14 protein-coding genes and 5 pseudogenes are annotated in these 16,584 nt (G+C 35.4%); 1 reads left to right on the forward strand and 18 read right to left on the reverse strand.

The window, feature by feature from the left end:
• Window positions 1–11: 11 nt before the first annotated feature.
• The 16 genes and pseudogenes from MHH66_RS17210 to MHH66_RS17285 all read right to left on the reverse strand — a co-directional run bounded on the left by MHH66_RS17210 (window position 12) and on the right by MHH66_RS17285 (window position 13,348).
• Complete coding sequence (locus MHH66_RS17210) at window positions 12–2,057, reverse strand: class I SAM-dependent methyltransferase (protein ID WP_078185671.1); 2,046 nt, start codon at window positions 2,055–2,057, stop codon at window positions 12–14.
• Between the two features lie 339 nt (window positions 2,058–2,396).
• Window positions 2,397–2,777, reverse strand: coding sequence for a BA_1872 family lipoprotein (locus MHH66_RS17215; RefSeq protein ID WP_078185672.1), 381 nt, complete (start codon window positions 2,775–2,777; stop codon window positions 2,397–2,399).
• A gap of 59 nt (window positions 2,778–2,836) precedes the next feature.
• Window positions 2,837–3,046 carry a hypothetical protein gene (locus MHH66_RS17220; RefSeq protein WP_001036914.1) on the reverse strand — a complete coding sequence of 70 codons (210 nt, stop codon included), beginning with the start codon at window positions 3,044–3,046 and terminating at the stop codon, window positions 2,837–2,839.
• Window positions 3,047–3,488: 442 nt separating this feature from the next.
• Window positions 3,489–5,117, reverse strand: coding sequence for a peptide ABC transporter substrate-binding protein (locus tag MHH66_RS17230; RefSeq protein ID WP_078185673.1), 1,629 nt, complete (start codon window positions 5,115–5,117; stop codon window positions 3,489–3,491).
• 182 nt (window positions 5,118–5,299) lie between these two features.
• A pseudogene (locus tag MHH66_RS17235) lies at window positions 5,300–5,553 on the reverse strand (replication-relaxation family protein); the annotation flags it as partial.
• Between the two features lie 169 nt (window positions 5,554–5,722).
• Window positions 5,723–5,887, reverse strand: coding sequence for an N-acetylmuramoyl-L-alanine amidase C-terminal domain-containing protein (locus MHH66_RS28640; RefSeq protein ID WP_369811979.1), 165 nt, complete (start codon window positions 5,885–5,887; stop codon window positions 5,723–5,725).
• A 99-nt stretch (window positions 5,888–5,986) separates the two neighbouring features.
• Window positions 5,987–6,494 (reverse strand): annotated as a pseudogene (locus MHH66_RS17240) (N-acetylmuramoyl-L-alanine amidase); the annotation flags it as partial.
• Window positions 6,494–6,770, reverse strand: a pseudogene (locus MHH66_RS17245) (phage holin family protein); the annotation flags it as partial. The pseudogenes MHH66_RS17245 and MHH66_RS17240, both read right to left, overlap by 1 nt.
• Window positions 6,767–6,922 (reverse strand): hypothetical protein, encoded by a 156-nt coding sequence (locus tag MHH66_RS17250; RefSeq protein WP_165689476.1) that lies wholly within the window; start codon window positions 6,920–6,922, stop codon window positions 6,767–6,769. The gene MHH66_RS17250 and the pseudogene MHH66_RS17245, both read right to left, overlap by 4 nt.
• A gap of 560 nt (window positions 6,923–7,482) precedes the next feature.
• A complete protein-coding gene (locus MHH66_RS17255; protein WP_078185675.1) occupies window positions 7,483–7,755 on the reverse strand; it encodes a hypothetical protein in 273 nt (90 codons plus the stop codon).
• A 197-nt stretch (window positions 7,756–7,952) separates the two neighbouring features.
• The gene (locus MHH66_RS17260) at window positions 7,953–9,278 is read right to left on the reverse strand and encodes a bifunctional S-methyl-5'-thioadenosine deaminase/S-adenosylhomocysteine deaminase (protein WP_002135629.1); all 1,326 of its coding nucleotides are present in this window, start codon (window positions 9,276–9,278) and stop codon (window positions 7,953–7,955) included.
• A 53-nt stretch (window positions 9,279–9,331) separates the two neighbouring features.
• Window positions 9,332–9,691: a YunG family protein gene (locus tag MHH66_RS17265; protein WP_044440475.1), complete on the reverse strand. Its 360-nt coding sequence runs from the start codon at window positions 9,689–9,691 to the stop codon at window positions 9,332–9,334.
• 122 nt (window positions 9,692–9,813) lie between these two features.
• A pseudogene (locus MHH66_RS17270) lies at window positions 9,814–10,044 on the reverse strand (pentapeptide repeat-containing protein); the annotation flags it as partial.
• Window positions 10,045–10,185: 141 nt separating this feature from the next.
• Window positions 10,186–11,316 carry an RNA-guided endonuclease InsQ/TnpB family protein gene (locus MHH66_RS17275; RefSeq protein ID WP_340867041.1) on the reverse strand — a complete coding sequence of 377 codons (1,131 nt, stop codon included), beginning with the start codon at window positions 11,314–11,316 and terminating at the stop codon, window positions 10,186–10,188.
• Window positions 11,317–11,990: 674 nt separating this feature from the next.
• Window positions 11,991–12,368, reverse strand: a pseudogene (locus MHH66_RS17280) (pentapeptide repeat-containing protein); the annotation flags it as partial.
• A gap of 56 nt (window positions 12,369–12,424) precedes the next feature.
• Window positions 12,425–13,348 (reverse strand): alpha/beta fold hydrolase, encoded by a 924-nt coding sequence (locus MHH66_RS17285; RefSeq protein WP_078184317.1) that lies wholly within the window; start codon window positions 13,346–13,348, stop codon window positions 12,425–12,427.
• Window positions 13,349–13,557: 209 nt separating this feature from the next.
• Here MHH66_RS17285 and MHH66_RS17290 point away from each other — a divergent pair, with 209 nt between their 5' ends.
• Window positions 13,558–14,319 (forward strand): DODA-type extradiol aromatic ring-opening family dioxygenase, encoded by a 762-nt coding sequence (locus tag MHH66_RS17290; RefSeq protein WP_078184316.1) that lies wholly within the window; start codon window positions 13,558–13,560, stop codon window positions 14,317–14,319.
• Window positions 14,320–14,374: 55 nt separating this feature from the next.
• On the opposite strand, the gene MHH66_RS17295 is transcribed toward MHH66_RS17290, so the two are convergent.
• Complete coding sequence (locus MHH66_RS17295) at window positions 14,375–15,589, reverse strand: multidrug efflux MFS transporter (RefSeq protein ID WP_002086285.1); 1,215 nt, start codon at window positions 15,587–15,589, stop codon at window positions 14,375–14,377.
• Between the two features lie 116 nt (window positions 15,590–15,705).
• Window positions 15,706–16,572, reverse strand: a complete 867-nt coding sequence (locus MHH66_RS17300; protein WP_078184315.1) for a GNAT family N-acetyltransferase — start codon at window positions 16,570–16,572, stop codon at window positions 15,706–15,708.
• Window positions 16,573–16,584: the final 12 nt, after the last annotated feature.

Consider the following 16,584-nt stretch of genomic DNA (forward strand, 5'->3'; position numbering starts at 1 on the left):
TTTCAATATCATTACCTCTTTTCTAAAACCATAAAGAACGTACTATCCGGTAGCACAACCGCATTCCCAGACTCATCTTTAAAATCAATTTTCTCGCTAAGATGTTGTGTATATCCATCCTGTAAATAGTTCATAGCTTGAACGATGTTTACTTTATCTCCAAAGATACCCTTTACGAAATACTTATAGTCGTTTGGCGTAAAGATTCCAAACTGCTCTTGCACCTCGTGAACGAAGGAATCCTCACCCCATGTATACGTATATAAGAACTCCATCGCATCGTTAACAGGCATTTTGACTGTATTGTCTGCAAGTACCTCATACTGGATTATACGCCCCTTAAATTCACGGACATACTGCTCTAAGAACTTCATTCCACCTGCATCTTTAAAATGAATCACACGCATTAACATTTTATCTTCAGTCATGATGCCATCACGAATGATAATACGACCTCCTGGCTTTATCACCTCGTAAGCACTCTGTAACCCCTTTTTAATTACTTCATGATTGAATTTCTTACCTTCATACTCAATATAAGAGAACAGCTCATGAAGGATAGAAGAATACACAATCGTATCAACCGATTCTTTATCAAACGAGCTACCTAAGTTGATAGCATCCCCTTTAATGACGTCCCAAGAACGACTTTCGTCCTGTTTCTTCTTTTTCAACGTATCAATCACATTTTCGGAAATATCGATACCGTAGATTCGTTTATCCTCGGTCTCTTCTTCAATCATGTCTAGCATAACACCACCACCGGATCCGACATCTACAATCGTATCTCCCTTTATATAATCAAGAATAATTCGTTTATCATCAGCCGAACTATTCATATGCTCCAAATACACTTCTTCGTTATGGAATCTATCATATGCATCCTTTCGTAACCCGAAGAAATCAAAGAGCAGTACATTTGCCCGAGCATGCATCATATCTATCTTTTCTGCCTCTACACAGAAGATGATTAACGCTTCACCTACAGCAGAAAACTGAAACGACACATACGCAGTCTTCATATCTTCATCGACTTTAACCTCAAAAGAAACATGTGTTGTATTCGGCTTCTCGTTCTCACGGTACTCCCGTAGATACTTCTCAATAACCCGCTTACGATACACGTTGTCCTTCTTCTCGCCTTTGAAATCATAGTGCAACTGCTGCATCAATTTCTCGAAATGGATATGCTGAACCTTTCTAGTGCCTATCTCGTTCTTTAACATAACAAAAACTGTCCAAATATCCTCGAAGCTAAGGGCATGCATAGACGGTTCTACATACCACAAATCCTTATCAGATAAAAATGTTTGAACGTCTCTCTTCTCGCTCCCCATAATTATATCTTTTTCAAATACTGACTCCTTATGTTTTGGCGTGAGTCTATGTACACGAGAAGTAAATGGCTCCACATAACCATCAAATAGCCCATCAATTGTAATCTTCACATCGTTCTTTACTTCGCTCCACAAAGATTTTGATACACCTTCAATAATACATTGATTAAGATAGTATAGAATCTCCTTTAACCTAACGTCTCCGTATTCTTCTTTATATGTGTCAATTAAATCAATATGAGAGTTCAAACGAGCCTCTCCGCGGATATACTGCCCGATTAATCCATGTGTTCTAATTAAATCTCGAACAAACAAATACTCAGTAGAGTTTAAGTTTGTCTCTATATGTTCGATAAACTGAATATCACTAAAGATATCAGCAGAACCCTCATTATGTACCAATAGATTGATTCCGTTCTTCTTCCATTTCTCTCGCTGTTTTAAAGAGCCTACCTTTGCAAGCTCACTATACGTTAGTACTTTTTCAATAATGCGATACGCTTCTTCATCTAAAGACAATCCATCTAACACTTGCAGCGTACGGTGTACATAGTACAACACCGCATCTGTTTTTAATTCACCAAGTACTTGTACATTCTCATAGTTTTGATGTATCTCCTCTGCCTCGATTAGATGCTTTAACCACGTAGGGAGATCATCAGAAAACCCTTCAATGTTTTTATTTAGAACTTCAATGTTTTTCAACTTATTTACCCCCATATATAATCAATATCTGTAGTAAGGTCTGGGACACCTTCTCCAAAAAGATCATCACCTTATGTCCCCCTGAGTGCTACTACTTACTTTTTACCATCTACATCTCTTTCAAATACAAATGTATCAAACCCAGTCTTTTTATCATGTAAAAGAGAGTTATCAATTTCGTTACTAACATGCCAAGTTTGTAACACATTCTTTTGTTCATCTCTTATTTTAACTTCATCAGGAATTTCGGCGGAATAAACATCAGGACTCAGCGGATCACTTCATAAACATATGTTGTAACAGAATCAACTGAAAATGGAAACGGCAAGCGGGTGCACTCCACTTGCCGTTTTTTCATAGTTTAGTATGTATTTGAATTTCTTTTGCTTTCTCTTTTTCACCCTTCACACGTACAATTAAATCATATGATCCGGATTTTGGCGCTTCAAAAGAAAGCAGACCTTCTTTTTGAGAAGTGACTTCTTCTTCATAAATAACCTTATCATCTTTTGTAACTTGCAATAAAATCGTACCTTCTTCAACGGCTGCTTCATAAGGAATTTCCACATTTCCTTTTTCAGCTTTAAGCGTTTGCACATCGTAATACCCTTGCAACGAACCAATTTTCAAAGTCGTTTCGCCATTTTTTTGAACCTTTGTAACTTGTGTTGCTGTATTGCATGCGCTTAACAATACAACAAGAGTGAAAATCATAAATAAACGTAGTAATTTCATAGAAATTCTCCTTTTTTATGTATATGAATTAAAATTCTAACTCTAAATTTTGTACCATCTTATTTCCCACCTCTTAAAATAGCTTTTTTTACAATAAAATACATAATAGAGAATAGTAAACAAGCTCCAATTGTACCGAAAGTTGCAATTGAAATTTTCCCTGCTAATGATTCATTTGGATCTAATGCATTAGGTAAAACTGTCCCAAAAATTGCAATGCAAGCTAATATAACCATAAAATATTTTAAAATTTTCACTTTCTTATTCATACTCATTTTCCCCTTTATTCTTTAATAGCAAATTCTCCACCAAATCCCCATAAACCTACACCAGAACCTAATGGTACATGGAATTTGACTCTGCTTTTTCTAGCTTCAAAGGATCCCCCGAGATTCCCAAATTAATATCCCCAAGTATTATACATACCAATTAATTCATATAGAAAAAGCCCCGTTCAAATCAAACACTTAAGCTCCCTTATTTTTATAATACTCAAATAATTATACACAAACATCTCTATCGATTCATCTTAATACCTCAATTACCTTTTAAGTATATCAATGACAAAATATATAATCTAATATTTTTTATATAATTAAAAACAAACATAGTTACAACAAGAGATTGTTTGTATGCTGATTTGTACTGTATTCCCTTATTCCATGTACTCTTTAAAAAAACCTTACTTTTAAAAAATAAGGTTTTTTGTATTTATTCATTAGCGATATAAGCATTCTTATAAGTATAAACACCACCAAATTGATGTTTTTCAATTCCTTTTACATAATCCTTTTGTACATAAGCTGAGCCAATATGATACAGCGGTGCCACAGCAGCGTCTTCTAATAAGACCTGCTCAGCTTCTACCAACGCTTCCCATCGTTTCTCCGGATCTAGTACAAAATCATTTTTCGCTTTCTTTATTAATTCATCGTAACGAGAATTAGAGTAACTCATTTTATTATTCGGATTACCCGTCGTAAATAGTTCTAAATAACTAATTGGGTCTTTATAGTCCGGCCCCCAATTTGACATAGATATTTCGTAATCTCCTGTTTGTTCTAACTGTAATTTTTGCTTAAATGGCTGTTGTTTAATTTGTATCGTTAATCCTTGCAAATTCTTTTCTAAGTCACCTTTTATATATTCCGCCATACGTTTTGCGTTATCTTGTTCAAACGTTAAAAACTCGAGTTTTATTTGTTCTACTCCAAGTTCTTTTTTTGCTTCTTCCCAAATCTTTTTCGCATTTTGCAAATCATATGGAGAAAGATCTCCGTTTTCTTTTCTAAAATCTTTACCAGTCTCTTCATTTATATGCCCAGCTGGTACAAGCCCACTTGCAGGTTTTGCTCCGTTATTAATAAAGTGAGCGACGAAATCATCTTTATTTAACGCTAATGAAATAGATTGACGTACCTTTTTATTTGCTAACGCTTTATTTTTTTCATTAAAACGAAGCATAGCAATCCCAGGATCGCTCGACATATGTAATTCCTTACTGCCTTTATACTTGTCTACAAATTGAGAATTAATAGGCACTCGATCCAAATCACCAGCTTCGTATAAATTAACAACCGTCATTGTATCTTTTACAATTTGAAAGTTTATTGCTTCTAATTTCACTTTCTTTTTATCCCAATATGTATCATTTTTCTTTAATTGAAATTCTTGTTCATGCTTCCACTTCTCTAATACAAATGGACCGTTATATATGGGATTACTAGGTTCCAATGCATAATTCTTTCCTTGTTCTTTTAAAAATGATTCGTGCTGTGGTAAGTATATAGGTAACGCTAACAACTGTAAAAAATAAGGAATTGGCTGTTCTAGTTCCACTTCTAACTTATAATCATTTATAACTTTAACCCCAAGTTCATCAAGAGGCATTGTTCCCTTATTTATCTCTTTCGCATTTTTCACGTAAAAGAGCATGTACGCATATTGAGACGCTGTTTCAGAATTAATTGCACGTTTCCATGCAAACATAAAATCATTTGCTGTCACACTGTCTCCATTTGACCATTTTGCATCTTTACGCAAATCAAATGTATATTTTTTACCATCTTCACTTCTTTTAAACGATTTTGCTACTGCTGGAATAGGCTGATCTTGATCATCTAATACATACAATCCTTCAAATATGTTTTGCATTACGTGTGCTGACGTACCATCCATCGTTTTTGTAGTATCAAGAGAAGGAATTTCTTCTGATACTGTTACATTTAATACTTGTTTTTTTGCCTCTGTTTCACTTTTATTCGCTTTATTATTACAAGCTGTTAAAAATAAAGATGTAACAAGTGCCATTACCATTAAATGGCTCTTTTTTCGCTTCATGAGTTGTTCTCCTTAAGTATAAAATATTATAAAACGTTATATTTTGTTACTCCCATTATAATAAACCATTATTCATTATTAGTGGTTAATTATTCTCATTTTATTTAGCGACATATCAGCGATATTTTATGTCTATTTCGTATAGGTGTTAGCAAGTTCGTTTGCAAAATTGTTAACGCTTTTTATATTTCTTCTATTACATACACTTTCACAAACACATCATACTTAACTGCTAACTCTTCCAGTTTTCCCCGCTGTATTTTGTGACTGTAAAGAAATTCATGACTGGCATCTTCCCGTTATATTTCTGCTTATATATTTGTGTGAACTCTTCATACTTTTTTAACTTCTCTTCATTCACTTTCATTTTCTGTGACCGATCTACTTCGACTCCATGAAGTATCCCTTCTTCGTCACGAAATTTCACATCAGGAATATAAAAAATACGTGATAACATTGAAATCATCATTCCAGATGAAATAAAGAAAGAACACGAAAAAAGAATAAAAGAGAATGGAGATAGCTCATCCTCAAAAATAAAAATAAAAGCCGTAATTAACGACTTTTATTTTTTGGCACCAAACTATTCTTTTGTTAAAAAATTATTAATTCACTTTAATATATTCATACCACCACTTACCACCTGGTCGAGTATCCATCCACCAAGTGATTTTATCTAGTTCTGAATTAGGCAATACCTCAGTTTGGATATAAGCAAGACCTGTTAATGGATTAACAACAACTTTTCCCTTTGTTCCTCGTTCAACCATAGCTTGAATCGCTTCATTTAGATAGTTTGTCCCGAATTCACCAGACTTAACATATTGATATCCACCATTAGAACCGCCGTTTCCTCCACCATCCCCAACAGTTTGTCCCGTTAGAGCATATACGATAGAATTTGCGATTTTATCAACATTCCATTTAGCCATGTCGGATTCGTTATCGATGAATCCTAATTCGATAAGAATAGCTGGTGCTTTAGTTCCATTCAATACGGCTAAATCAGTACGTTGTTTCGCACCACGATCACGCCATCCAATATCTTTTGCTAGTTGAGCTGAGATTTTAGCCGCCAGCTCTTTCTGATCATAATACAGAACTTCCACACCCTGCCCATTCCCATCACTTGAATTAAGATGAAAAGAAACAACCAAATCCACATTATGGGAATTACTATTACGAACGATATTATTTAAATTTTGCGCTTGAGTGCTTCCTACTTCGTCTGTATCATCATAGACTGTGTCCTAAAGCTCTTAACTTAGCTGCCACCGCATCTTTCACCTGACGGTCCATAATATGCTCTTTTCGATTTCCGGAATTAGCCCCTTGTACAATACTGTTGTGCCCTCCGTGTAAACTATAACGTGTCATTATTCAACATCTCCTTTCTTATTATCATATTCAGAACTTGTCTTATTGCTCTTGCCACCTAAAATTTCAACTGCATTCGTTAGTGCTGAAGGTAGCGGAATTCCCATACGACCAGCGTTTTCTAAAAGTGAAAGCAACTCATTTCCGATAAAAAATTGTCGCTTCACCAATAGCACTATTACCTCCAAGTGCTGTACCTAATTGGGTTTCCACTCCACTCAAAAGAAAAAGCACCACCTTTTTGGCGATGCCTTTGAAGCCAACTTTACTTTTTAACCTGCACACAGGACGTTCAATGCTCCGTAAAAAGCACCTGTATCTACACTGTTTATTGTTCCCAGTGTAACCGTATTCCCGTAATCATTTGTACCTCCGAAAACAGTAATGCTATCTGCGTCATCGGTCATGTTTGCATATCTTGTACACATTGGCTGGTCGTGTCCTTCCCACACTGCTATACGAAACCCCGAAATACCATAGTAATTATATTATTAGCATTACTAATCACTTTCCAATAAGGAATGTCTGCATAATTTAGTGATGTAATACTATCCTATCTCCTAATACAGCCCATATTGTAGCAGAAATACCAATAGAAAGATGCGACATTCTTTTGAATATTTATTCGTTCAAGAAAAAAAGCTATCCTTTTAAAAAAGGATAGCTTTTCCTTAATAAAATCAAAACTAATTGTTGCCTCAATTGTATGAAGGAAATGTTCTTTCGGAACTAACTCTTCTACAGAAACAGATACACGTTCGTCACAATGATTTTTAAAGCACCATCCTAAGAAATCTCTCTTTTTTTATCAGTGTTAACACATGAAAAGAAGTTCAGAAGAAATCGTTACTAAAATATTAATTTGTCTTTGAAATTCCGACTAAATTACAAAAAAAACAGGACATCCTTATGTTTATTTATTATGCTGAATATCTTCCTGACCACAAAAATGATGTTGAATCGTATAAAAAGGCAGGTATCTTCATATTTAATTTACTGCGCCTTTCCCCTTATTCGCTATTGTTATTGAAATTAAGGAAAATATAATTAGCGTTATGGAGATAACACCATAAGCTGCACCTTCAAACCCTCTCACTTCAAAAAAACCTTTATAAAACAGATACAATGCAGCGAATGTCCCTACAATACCTGGAACATTTTTTATTACCCTAGAATCTGTCTGTTTTCTAAAAAAAACAGTTAACAATATTGCAATTGCACCTACAATTACACCCAATCCAATCGGAGCAAAAATCAGCATTTCATCATTCTCCTTAATTAACCTTATTTCGATTAATTTACCACGTAATATAAAAAAAGGGGGGTACTTATACCTATTCTTTGCCCATTTTCATTACAACCACGAAACAACTTCTTTTTATGTGTCAACACTGACGAAAAAAAGGGAAAGGCACAAAAATAGACTGTGGAGAAGACTTTCTCCACAGCCTGAAATACCTATCTTTGTAAACCTCGTTTATAACGACTTGCTTCAAATATAATACGCTCTTCATCTAATGTTTTACATTCACCATTCCAAACGACACGTTTACCATTAATAATTACATCGCTTATATCTTTTCCACTAGCTGCATACACAAGATGTGATAACACTTCATCTGCTGGTTGTAAATGCGGCTTATTAGATGGGTCAATCGTAATAAAATCAGCACACTTTCCAACCTCAAGTGAGCCCGTTTGTTTCATCCCGATTACTTCAGCAGCTCCTTTAGTCGCAAGTGTAAGAGCTGTTTCAACTGGTAACGCTGTTGCATCTTGATGAATACCTTTTTGTAATAATGTTGCAATGCGCATTTCTTCAAACATATCTAAATTATTATTAGACGCAACACTATCTGTTGCAATCCCTACTTTAATCCCTGCTTCTAGCATCGCTTTTACATTCGCTATACCAGAACCTAGTTTTAAATTACTATTTGGGTTATGAGCTACTCGAACATCATATTCTGCTAAAAATGCACGCTCATTTTCATTTAATACTACACCGTGCGCAATAACTGTTGGGCGTTTAAACAATCCACAACTTGCTGCATATTCTACTGGACGCTTCCCATACTGTGCTTCAATATCACGTACTTCACGCTCTGTTTCAGAAAGATGAATATGAACCATCGTTTGATTTTCTACTGCAATACGAGCACACTCTTCTAACAGTTCTGTGGAACATGTATATGGACTATGTGGTGCAACCATCGTAGTTAACATACCACTTTCGTTATAGTAACGCTTCACATATTTCTCAGCTTCTTCAATTGCTTTCTTTTCATCGTCTTTCGTTCCGAAGCTAAATAAAGTTCTTGAAACAGCAGCACGCATTCCACTCCTTGATACCGTTTCCATAATTGCATCTTGGTCTACTCCAATAGGATTAAACATATCAGAGAATGATGTTGTACCACTTTTCACCATTTCAAGTAATCCTAATTCCGTGCTAGCGACCGCAAGCTCTGGCGTAAACTGACTTTCAAGTGGCCAAATTCTCGTCTCAAGCCATGGCTGCAATAACATATCATCTCCGATACCTCTCAAAAGGCTCATAACAACATGTGTATGTGTATTGACAAGCCCTGGTAAAACCCACTTTCCTTTCATGTCAATTACTTCATCTACTTCAAAATCGTTAGCGAATTCTCCGCTATTTATATCTATAATTTGATCATTTTCTACAATGATATATCCATTTTCTATCACTTCATTTTGTTCATTCATCGTTGCAATTGTAGCGTTTACATAAGTTGTTTTCAAAAGTATTTCCCCTTTCAACTCTATGAAGTTCCCTTTAATTAGTTACCACCATTATAGTAACTTATTGAAGATTAAGAGTCAAAAGATAATTTTAATTCTTTCGTTGTCTTTTCCTTCAAAATACTATATTGTTTTTCATTTGTATCTGCAAATGCTTCTTCACGGCTCGACTTCATGTCCATATAGTTTAATGTTTCATGAAATTGGGTCCTAGTAAAATCATACCTTTTCCCATCTACTTTATTGTAGAAATGCCATACTTCACCTATCTTCGTCTTTATTATCTCTCCCCCGCACAATTCTTGGACAATAAGGGCGGTTACACCACATTGTCCCTTTGCTGGGCTTTCGCTCGTCCACTTAGAACTCGTTTCTATTGACCAAGATTGTCTTAATGCTTCATATAGTTGTTTAATCTTTATGCTATCCATATTCAGCATCTCCTGACATTAGCAATTTCACACATCATATTATAAAAGCGGTAAAAGGCAATTTTTAAAAATCATTACTATTTGTAACACCGTTCAATATATTGAACGGTGTTACAAATGATTTAATTCACCTTTGCTCCATAACATCTCGCGACTGCAACCGCCTGCGCTATATCTAATTTCACGTTTTTTAAATCAAAAGCTTTAAAATCAACTCTATCAACTACAGCTCCTCTTAAATCCGCCCCACTAAGTTTCACCTTACCTAATTGTGCGCCCGTTAAATCCGCTTCACGCAAATCTGCTTTTTCTAAATTACATTCATATAGGTCAGCTTCAATTAAACGAATACCGATACGATAAACTTAACTAAATCTATACAATTCAATCAAATTTACACAAGTTAGTGCTTCATCGTGTTCTCGCAACCCCGAAGGGACGAGGGGTATAACACTCCACACGAGGCAGTATCGTTACCTCCTATTATCAAGCATTTATTTTACCCATCTTGATAAATTTATCGCAGCATTTACATCCCTATCGTGATGGCTATTGCACCCAACACAGTCCCATTCACGAATCTTTAAACTCCACTGTCCTTCTAGTTGAACTGAATGGTCGTATTTTACTCCACAACTTGAGCAAATCTTGCTTGAGGCGAACCATTTATCAGCTTTTACATATGCAATGCCATACTTCTCGCACTTGTATGACAAACATTGAAAGAAGAAGTTTAATTTTTGAAAGGAAAATGCTTTCGATAGTTTTTTGTTTTTTAACAGGTTTGAGATAGGTAAGTCTTCCACAACAATTCTCATTGGTTTGGTTTTCACCAATTTAGCTGTTGCTTGATGGATATGGTTATTTCGGATATTCGTAATTTTCCTAGATAACCGAAGGTGCTCAGTTTTAGCTTTTTCATATCCGGCAGATTGAATTTTTACACCTTTTTTAAATCTCCTAGACATATCTCTTTGTGCTGACTTTTTCCTTTTCAAAAGTTTTTTAACCTTGGCATCTTTGTTTATATTTCGTTCTTTCATACCATTAGAAGCTACAAACAGCTCTTTTAAACCAACATCCACACCAATCGACTCATTTGTTAGTTCTTGTGATTCAAAGTCTTCTTGGAACCCTACACTAATCCACCAGTGACGACCATCAAATGTAACTCTTGGATTGGATGGTTTTTTGTTTCTTGGTAGTTGTTGGCTTGTTTTCACTTCTCCAATAGACTGAATATCAACTACTTTCTTTCCTATAATCAGTCTTTCATAATTGGCATAAAATCCTTGAATTAAATCTTTTTTAGATTTATAAGAAGTGTGATAACCATTTTTGTACTTTTCGAACGAATTTTTCCTCGCCTTATCAAAATCTTTTGAAGCCTGTTTGGGAACTTGTGCGTTGATGTCATGTAACCACTCATATCGCTTTCGCTTCTTGATCTTTGTAAATCGTTTCTGTAAAGCTAGCTGTGAAACAGATTTTCCAAATAGCTTATAGTATCTATCACTCATTCTTTTACAATAGTTATAAGCAAATCTTGAAGCACCAGCATGGTTTCTCAGCACTTTTTCTTGTTCAGGCGTTGGAATCAGTCTGACTTTCTTCGCCAATATCATCAGAATTTAACTCCTTTACTGTGCGATTATTTGGGCACTCACCTTTTAGATAATGAAAGATTGATTCTTCTGAATAGTAGCGTGTTCCATCAGCATTCTCCTAAGACTACTAGGATACAAACCTGTTAATTCCGATACCTGACTAACTCGTAAAAATTTCATTATTATTCTCACCTCATTGCATTTACCATAATGCATAGATTCGGTAGATTCAATGAGACTTGATAGATTTAATTAAATTTATCTCGTTCAACTAAGGGCGCAATTCCTTAGCCAGTTCTCTTATGAACTTCTCATGTTTTCACATGAGCGCAGACTATATGTTTATCTACTTAGAGATAGAGGATTTTTCCACCACCATAGGCTTGTGGTGTACTCTCGTCAGTTATACGAGATAGTCGTTGAACGTTCATCTTATCAATTTTGACTTAGATGATTCGAGGCGGAAGACCCATTGTTCTAGTGTTTAGGTTTTAACCTTGCACGATCTGATTGATTTTTTCTGCTTTCGCAACATTCACGCTCACCATTTCTAGCCACGTTGTAGTTCAATCAGCTTTAGGGATTGCCCGCAGTTAACCCTCACTACTAGCCAATCACTTGACTAGCAGGGCTTACTGATATATTTAATTAACTTTAGTTATAATTGGTTAAATAAATCGTAACAGTTAGTTACCCTTTAACATTTGTTTACTTAAGTTTGCAAACCTTAAATTCGTATATGACCAATCGCCTGATATAATTGTTATTCCGTCTAAATTCGCCTCTTCGAAATCCGAACCAGTCATTTTACATTCTTCAAACTTAGATACAAATAAATTCGCACCAAAAAACCTACAATTAGCAAACGTAGTTCCTTGATGGATAGAAGCATTAAAAAGAGTACCAGTAAAATCACATTCTATGAAATTACAATTTTTAGTAAAAACTTCTGATGCATCTATCCCTCTAAAACGGCATTTTATGAAGGTACAATTTTTCAATTCCTCGTCTTTTATCCAGACATCTTGAAAATCTATTTCTACATATTCTTTATTTACAAATTCACTCATAATCAATCCTCCAATTTTTCAAAAAACCTCACTTCAGCATGAAGTGAGGTTTCTTCTTATACAATATGCTCATCTAACCATGAAATCAAATCTTGAAATACATCTTCTCTATTCACTTCATGGAACATTTCATGTCTACCATTTTCATATAAACGAAGTGTTACATCTTTCACACCACATTTTTTATAGTTTTCGTATACTTCTTTTACACCTTTCCCCATATCCCCAACAGGATCACGATCACCAGAGAATATATGTATTGGAAGATTTTTTGGTGTCTTCTTGTATTCTTCTATTTTATTTACTTCTAGAACTCCATGAAACAATTCTCGGTAAAAACTAGTCGTGCAAATGAATCCACATAACGGATCCTCAATATACTTATCAACTTGATGAATATCTGAAGATAACCAATCAAATTTCGTACGATTTGGCTTAAAGTGTGAGTTGAAGTTTCCGAAAGATAAGAAGTTCAGCATCGGACTTTTCGTTTTCTTTCCGCGAAGTTTCATCTCAATTGTCGCTACTTTATGACCGATACTTCCTAAAAGCCCTGGATTTCCACCAGTTCCTGAAATAAGGAATCCATCATATAATTCACCTTTAAGTTGTACAGCACGTCTTGATAAAAAAGAGCCCATACTATGTCCAAGTAAAAATAACGGGCATGTCTGCTCTTCTTTTATCATTTCCGAAACAAAGATAACATCAGACACAGCCTGATTCCAACCTACATTTGGTTCAAAATGACCATAGTCTTCTTCCCTTTTCACTGTTTTTCCATGCCCTTTATGATCATGAGCATAAACACCGTATCCTGCTTCTAATAAAGCATCAATAAATTCTGTATAAACACCTGCATGTTCTGTCATACCATGTGCAATTTGAACAATTCCCCGCGGATTTCCTTCTGGTAACCATTTACGCAAGTAAATTTCCGATTTATCCAATGCCGTAACGAAATTTTCCTGTATGCTCATTCCGACAGCCTCCAAATCTATTATGTATATCTTTTTTTATAATGAATAAACATTCATTATTCTTATTATGTATTATATTCAATTGCTTTCATTATGACAAATGATCTATTTTTCCGATTACATATTAAACTATTATCTTGACGAATTTAAAATAAAATTATATAGTTACTTACATAAAGTAATTAATATATTTTTAGGAGGTTTTAATCATGATGCCCTCACTATTTTTAGCACACGGATCACCTATGCTTGCTATTCAAGATACAGACTATACACGCTTTTTAAAGACACTTGGAGAAACATATAAACCGAAAGCTATTGTTATTTTTACCGCTCACTGGGAAAGTGCAGTATTAACGATCTCCTCTTCAGATGAAGTATATGAAACAATTTATGACTTTGGAGGTTTTCCTCCTGAGTTATACGAAATCAAATATCATGCGAAAGGCTCTTCTAGCATTGCGTCTATGCTAGAAACAAAATTTAAAAACAAAGGCATTCCAGTCCATCATAATATGACGAGAGGTTTAGATCATGGCTCATGGACACTCCTGCATCGTATGTACCCAGAAGCCAATATTCCTGTCGTACAAATATCAGTAAATCCATTCCTTCCTGCAAAAGAACAATTTGAAATTGGAGAGGCACTACAAGGACTTGGACAAGAAGATATTTTAGTAATCGGTAGCGGAGTTACTGTTCATAATTTACGAGCATTAAAATGGAATGAAACAACTCCGGAACAATGGGCGATTGAATTTGATGATTGGATTATAAATCATATGCATACTAGCGATAAAGATGCATTGTTTAACTGGGAAAGAAATGCTCCTCATGCACAATTAGCTGTACCAAGAGCGGAACATTTTGTTCCTCTATTTATCGCGATGGGTAGTGGTGAGAACGACGGTACGGTCATTCACCGTAGCTACGAGCTTGGTACATTAAGTTATCTTTGCCTTCAATTTTAATGAAAAAGGATGAAGCAATATTGCTTCATCCTTTTTCTGTTTTTCATTCACATAGTTAACTAACTTCCAAATGTCGTTTCTCTGATACCTCTTCGTTCTTACTATGAAAATAAACCCAAATGCACGCAATAAATAATAGTGATGATGTAGAGAAGAAAACATATTGGAAGCCTGCATGAGCTGCAATTTGTCCACCAAGTACTGGCCCAATCATATTTCCTAAAAACTGAAACGATTGATTATATCCAAATATTCGTCCCGTTACATGGGTTGGCGTATGTTGTTTTAGTAGAGTTTGTACGGAAGGTAATAGTCCTGCTTGTGCAATACCTAATAAAAAGCGAAGAATTAATAGTTGCCAAGCTGAGGTTACAAATGCTTGCGGAATAAAAATAATTCCTGCAGCAAACAACGCTACAACTAACGTTTTTTGAGGTCCAATATGATCTGATAATCTTCCTAGCTTAGGAGCTGCTAAAATAACTGCTAATCCTGTCGCAGACATGACTGCACCTGCAAGCATTTCAATATGATCTGTTCCTGGTCCTGCCAAATGCTTTACGTACAACGTAATAATAGGTTGAATCGACATATTTGCAAGCTGAATAATAAACGTTGCTACAAATAAACTTATTATTAAATGTTTTGCAGGGACCATCGTCCATACTTTTTTCGGCTGTGCCTTTTTTTCTTTAGCAGAATGTTTCTCCTCATGTAAGAAGAAAAAGACGATAAGAAAGGACAGGAATAAGAAAGCTCCTGTAACTAGAAAAACATGGCGCATTCCGATTAACTCTGACAAATAACCTCCGAGTATCGGCCCAAGTAATGAACCGCTCACGCCTCCAGTTGAGATTGTAGAAATTGCCCAACCTGAATGTTCTTGCGGAGTTTCTGCAGCAATAAGTGTCATCGCTGTAGAAAGGAAACCTGATACCGATCCCATTAAAAACCGAAGTGCGACTAATTGATACACATCTGTCACAAACCCCATAAGCGTCATAATTATCGCCATACCAAGGCTCGCACGTATAAGCATCAATTTCCGACCATGTATATCACCAAGCTTGCCCCATATTGGTGATACGATCGCACCCATTAAAAATGTCACACCAAATGCAAGTCCCGACCACTGTGCAATACTAGAAGTGCCGGTCACCCCTAATTCCTCAATATAAAAAGATAAAAAAGGAATTACTAAACTCATACCGGCTGCAGTGGTAAAACAACCTAGCCAACAAATCATTAAATTTCGTTTCCAGCTGGCCATTTTCACACCTTCTTTCATTCGATACCCATTCTACACCGTTTTCTAGAAAAAGTTTAGTAATTTGCTTTATACATAATAAAACTCTATCCCTTTGCATTCTTTGCAAAGGGATAGAGTTAATTATCTCCTATGGGTATTAAACGTGCATTACAGCATCGCTCGTAAAACTCAATCGGACCTGCTTGTCCTATAATTGCATACTCATATCCGCTTTTCTTCATGTTATATAAACAATGATTCAATAACGTCTTCCCAACACCGTTCAAACGATTATGTTTCGCTGTACCCATCGGGCCAAACAACCCTTTCTTTCCTCTCACAACATCGTAACAAGCGAAACCAATGATTTCTCCTCCTTGTTCAGCAATAAAAATAGGTAACCCTTCTTTATATGTCCGAAATCCATAATCTAAAGATTTTAACCAACGCTCACCAAATTCATCCTTAACAAAACGTGCCAACTTTTCAAAATCAGAAGAGATCGCTTTTCTAATATTACAGCTTAAACTATTACAAATAGGATCAAATATTGTTAATGCAACCGTCAAGTCTCTTGGTTCAGATGTAATTTGCAACAGATCTTTTTTCATCTTTTCACTTATAACCTTATCAATAACTGTATCCCCTTGAAAAATTGCATATAAAACATGCCCTTCATTTATTACTATTTGCTGAAAACGTTCCATCCGTTTCTTCGCTACTTTTAAAACTTCTATCATCTTATTTGAAACTTTAAACTCCCCAACATTTATGTATTCTATTTCATTTGCATAATATTGTTGGAGTAACGATATCTTTGCTAAAAAATCCATACCCACCGTGTGAAATAAATACATATGTAACTCCGCGCAAACTCCAGTACCTTCCTTACAAGCTCCTATAAATAGATGAACTGGATGGATAATACCTTTACTGCACTCAGCCTCTTCTGCTGCAATCTCCAATATTTTATATGCACGTTTTGTAAATTGGAATTCCATCATCTATATCCCTTC

The sequence above is a fragment of the Bacillus sp. FSL H8-0492 genome, assembly GCF_038006145.1.
GTDB classification, from domain to species: domain Bacteria; phylum Bacillota; class Bacilli; order Bacillales; family Bacillaceae_G; genus Bacillus_A; species Bacillus_A mycoides.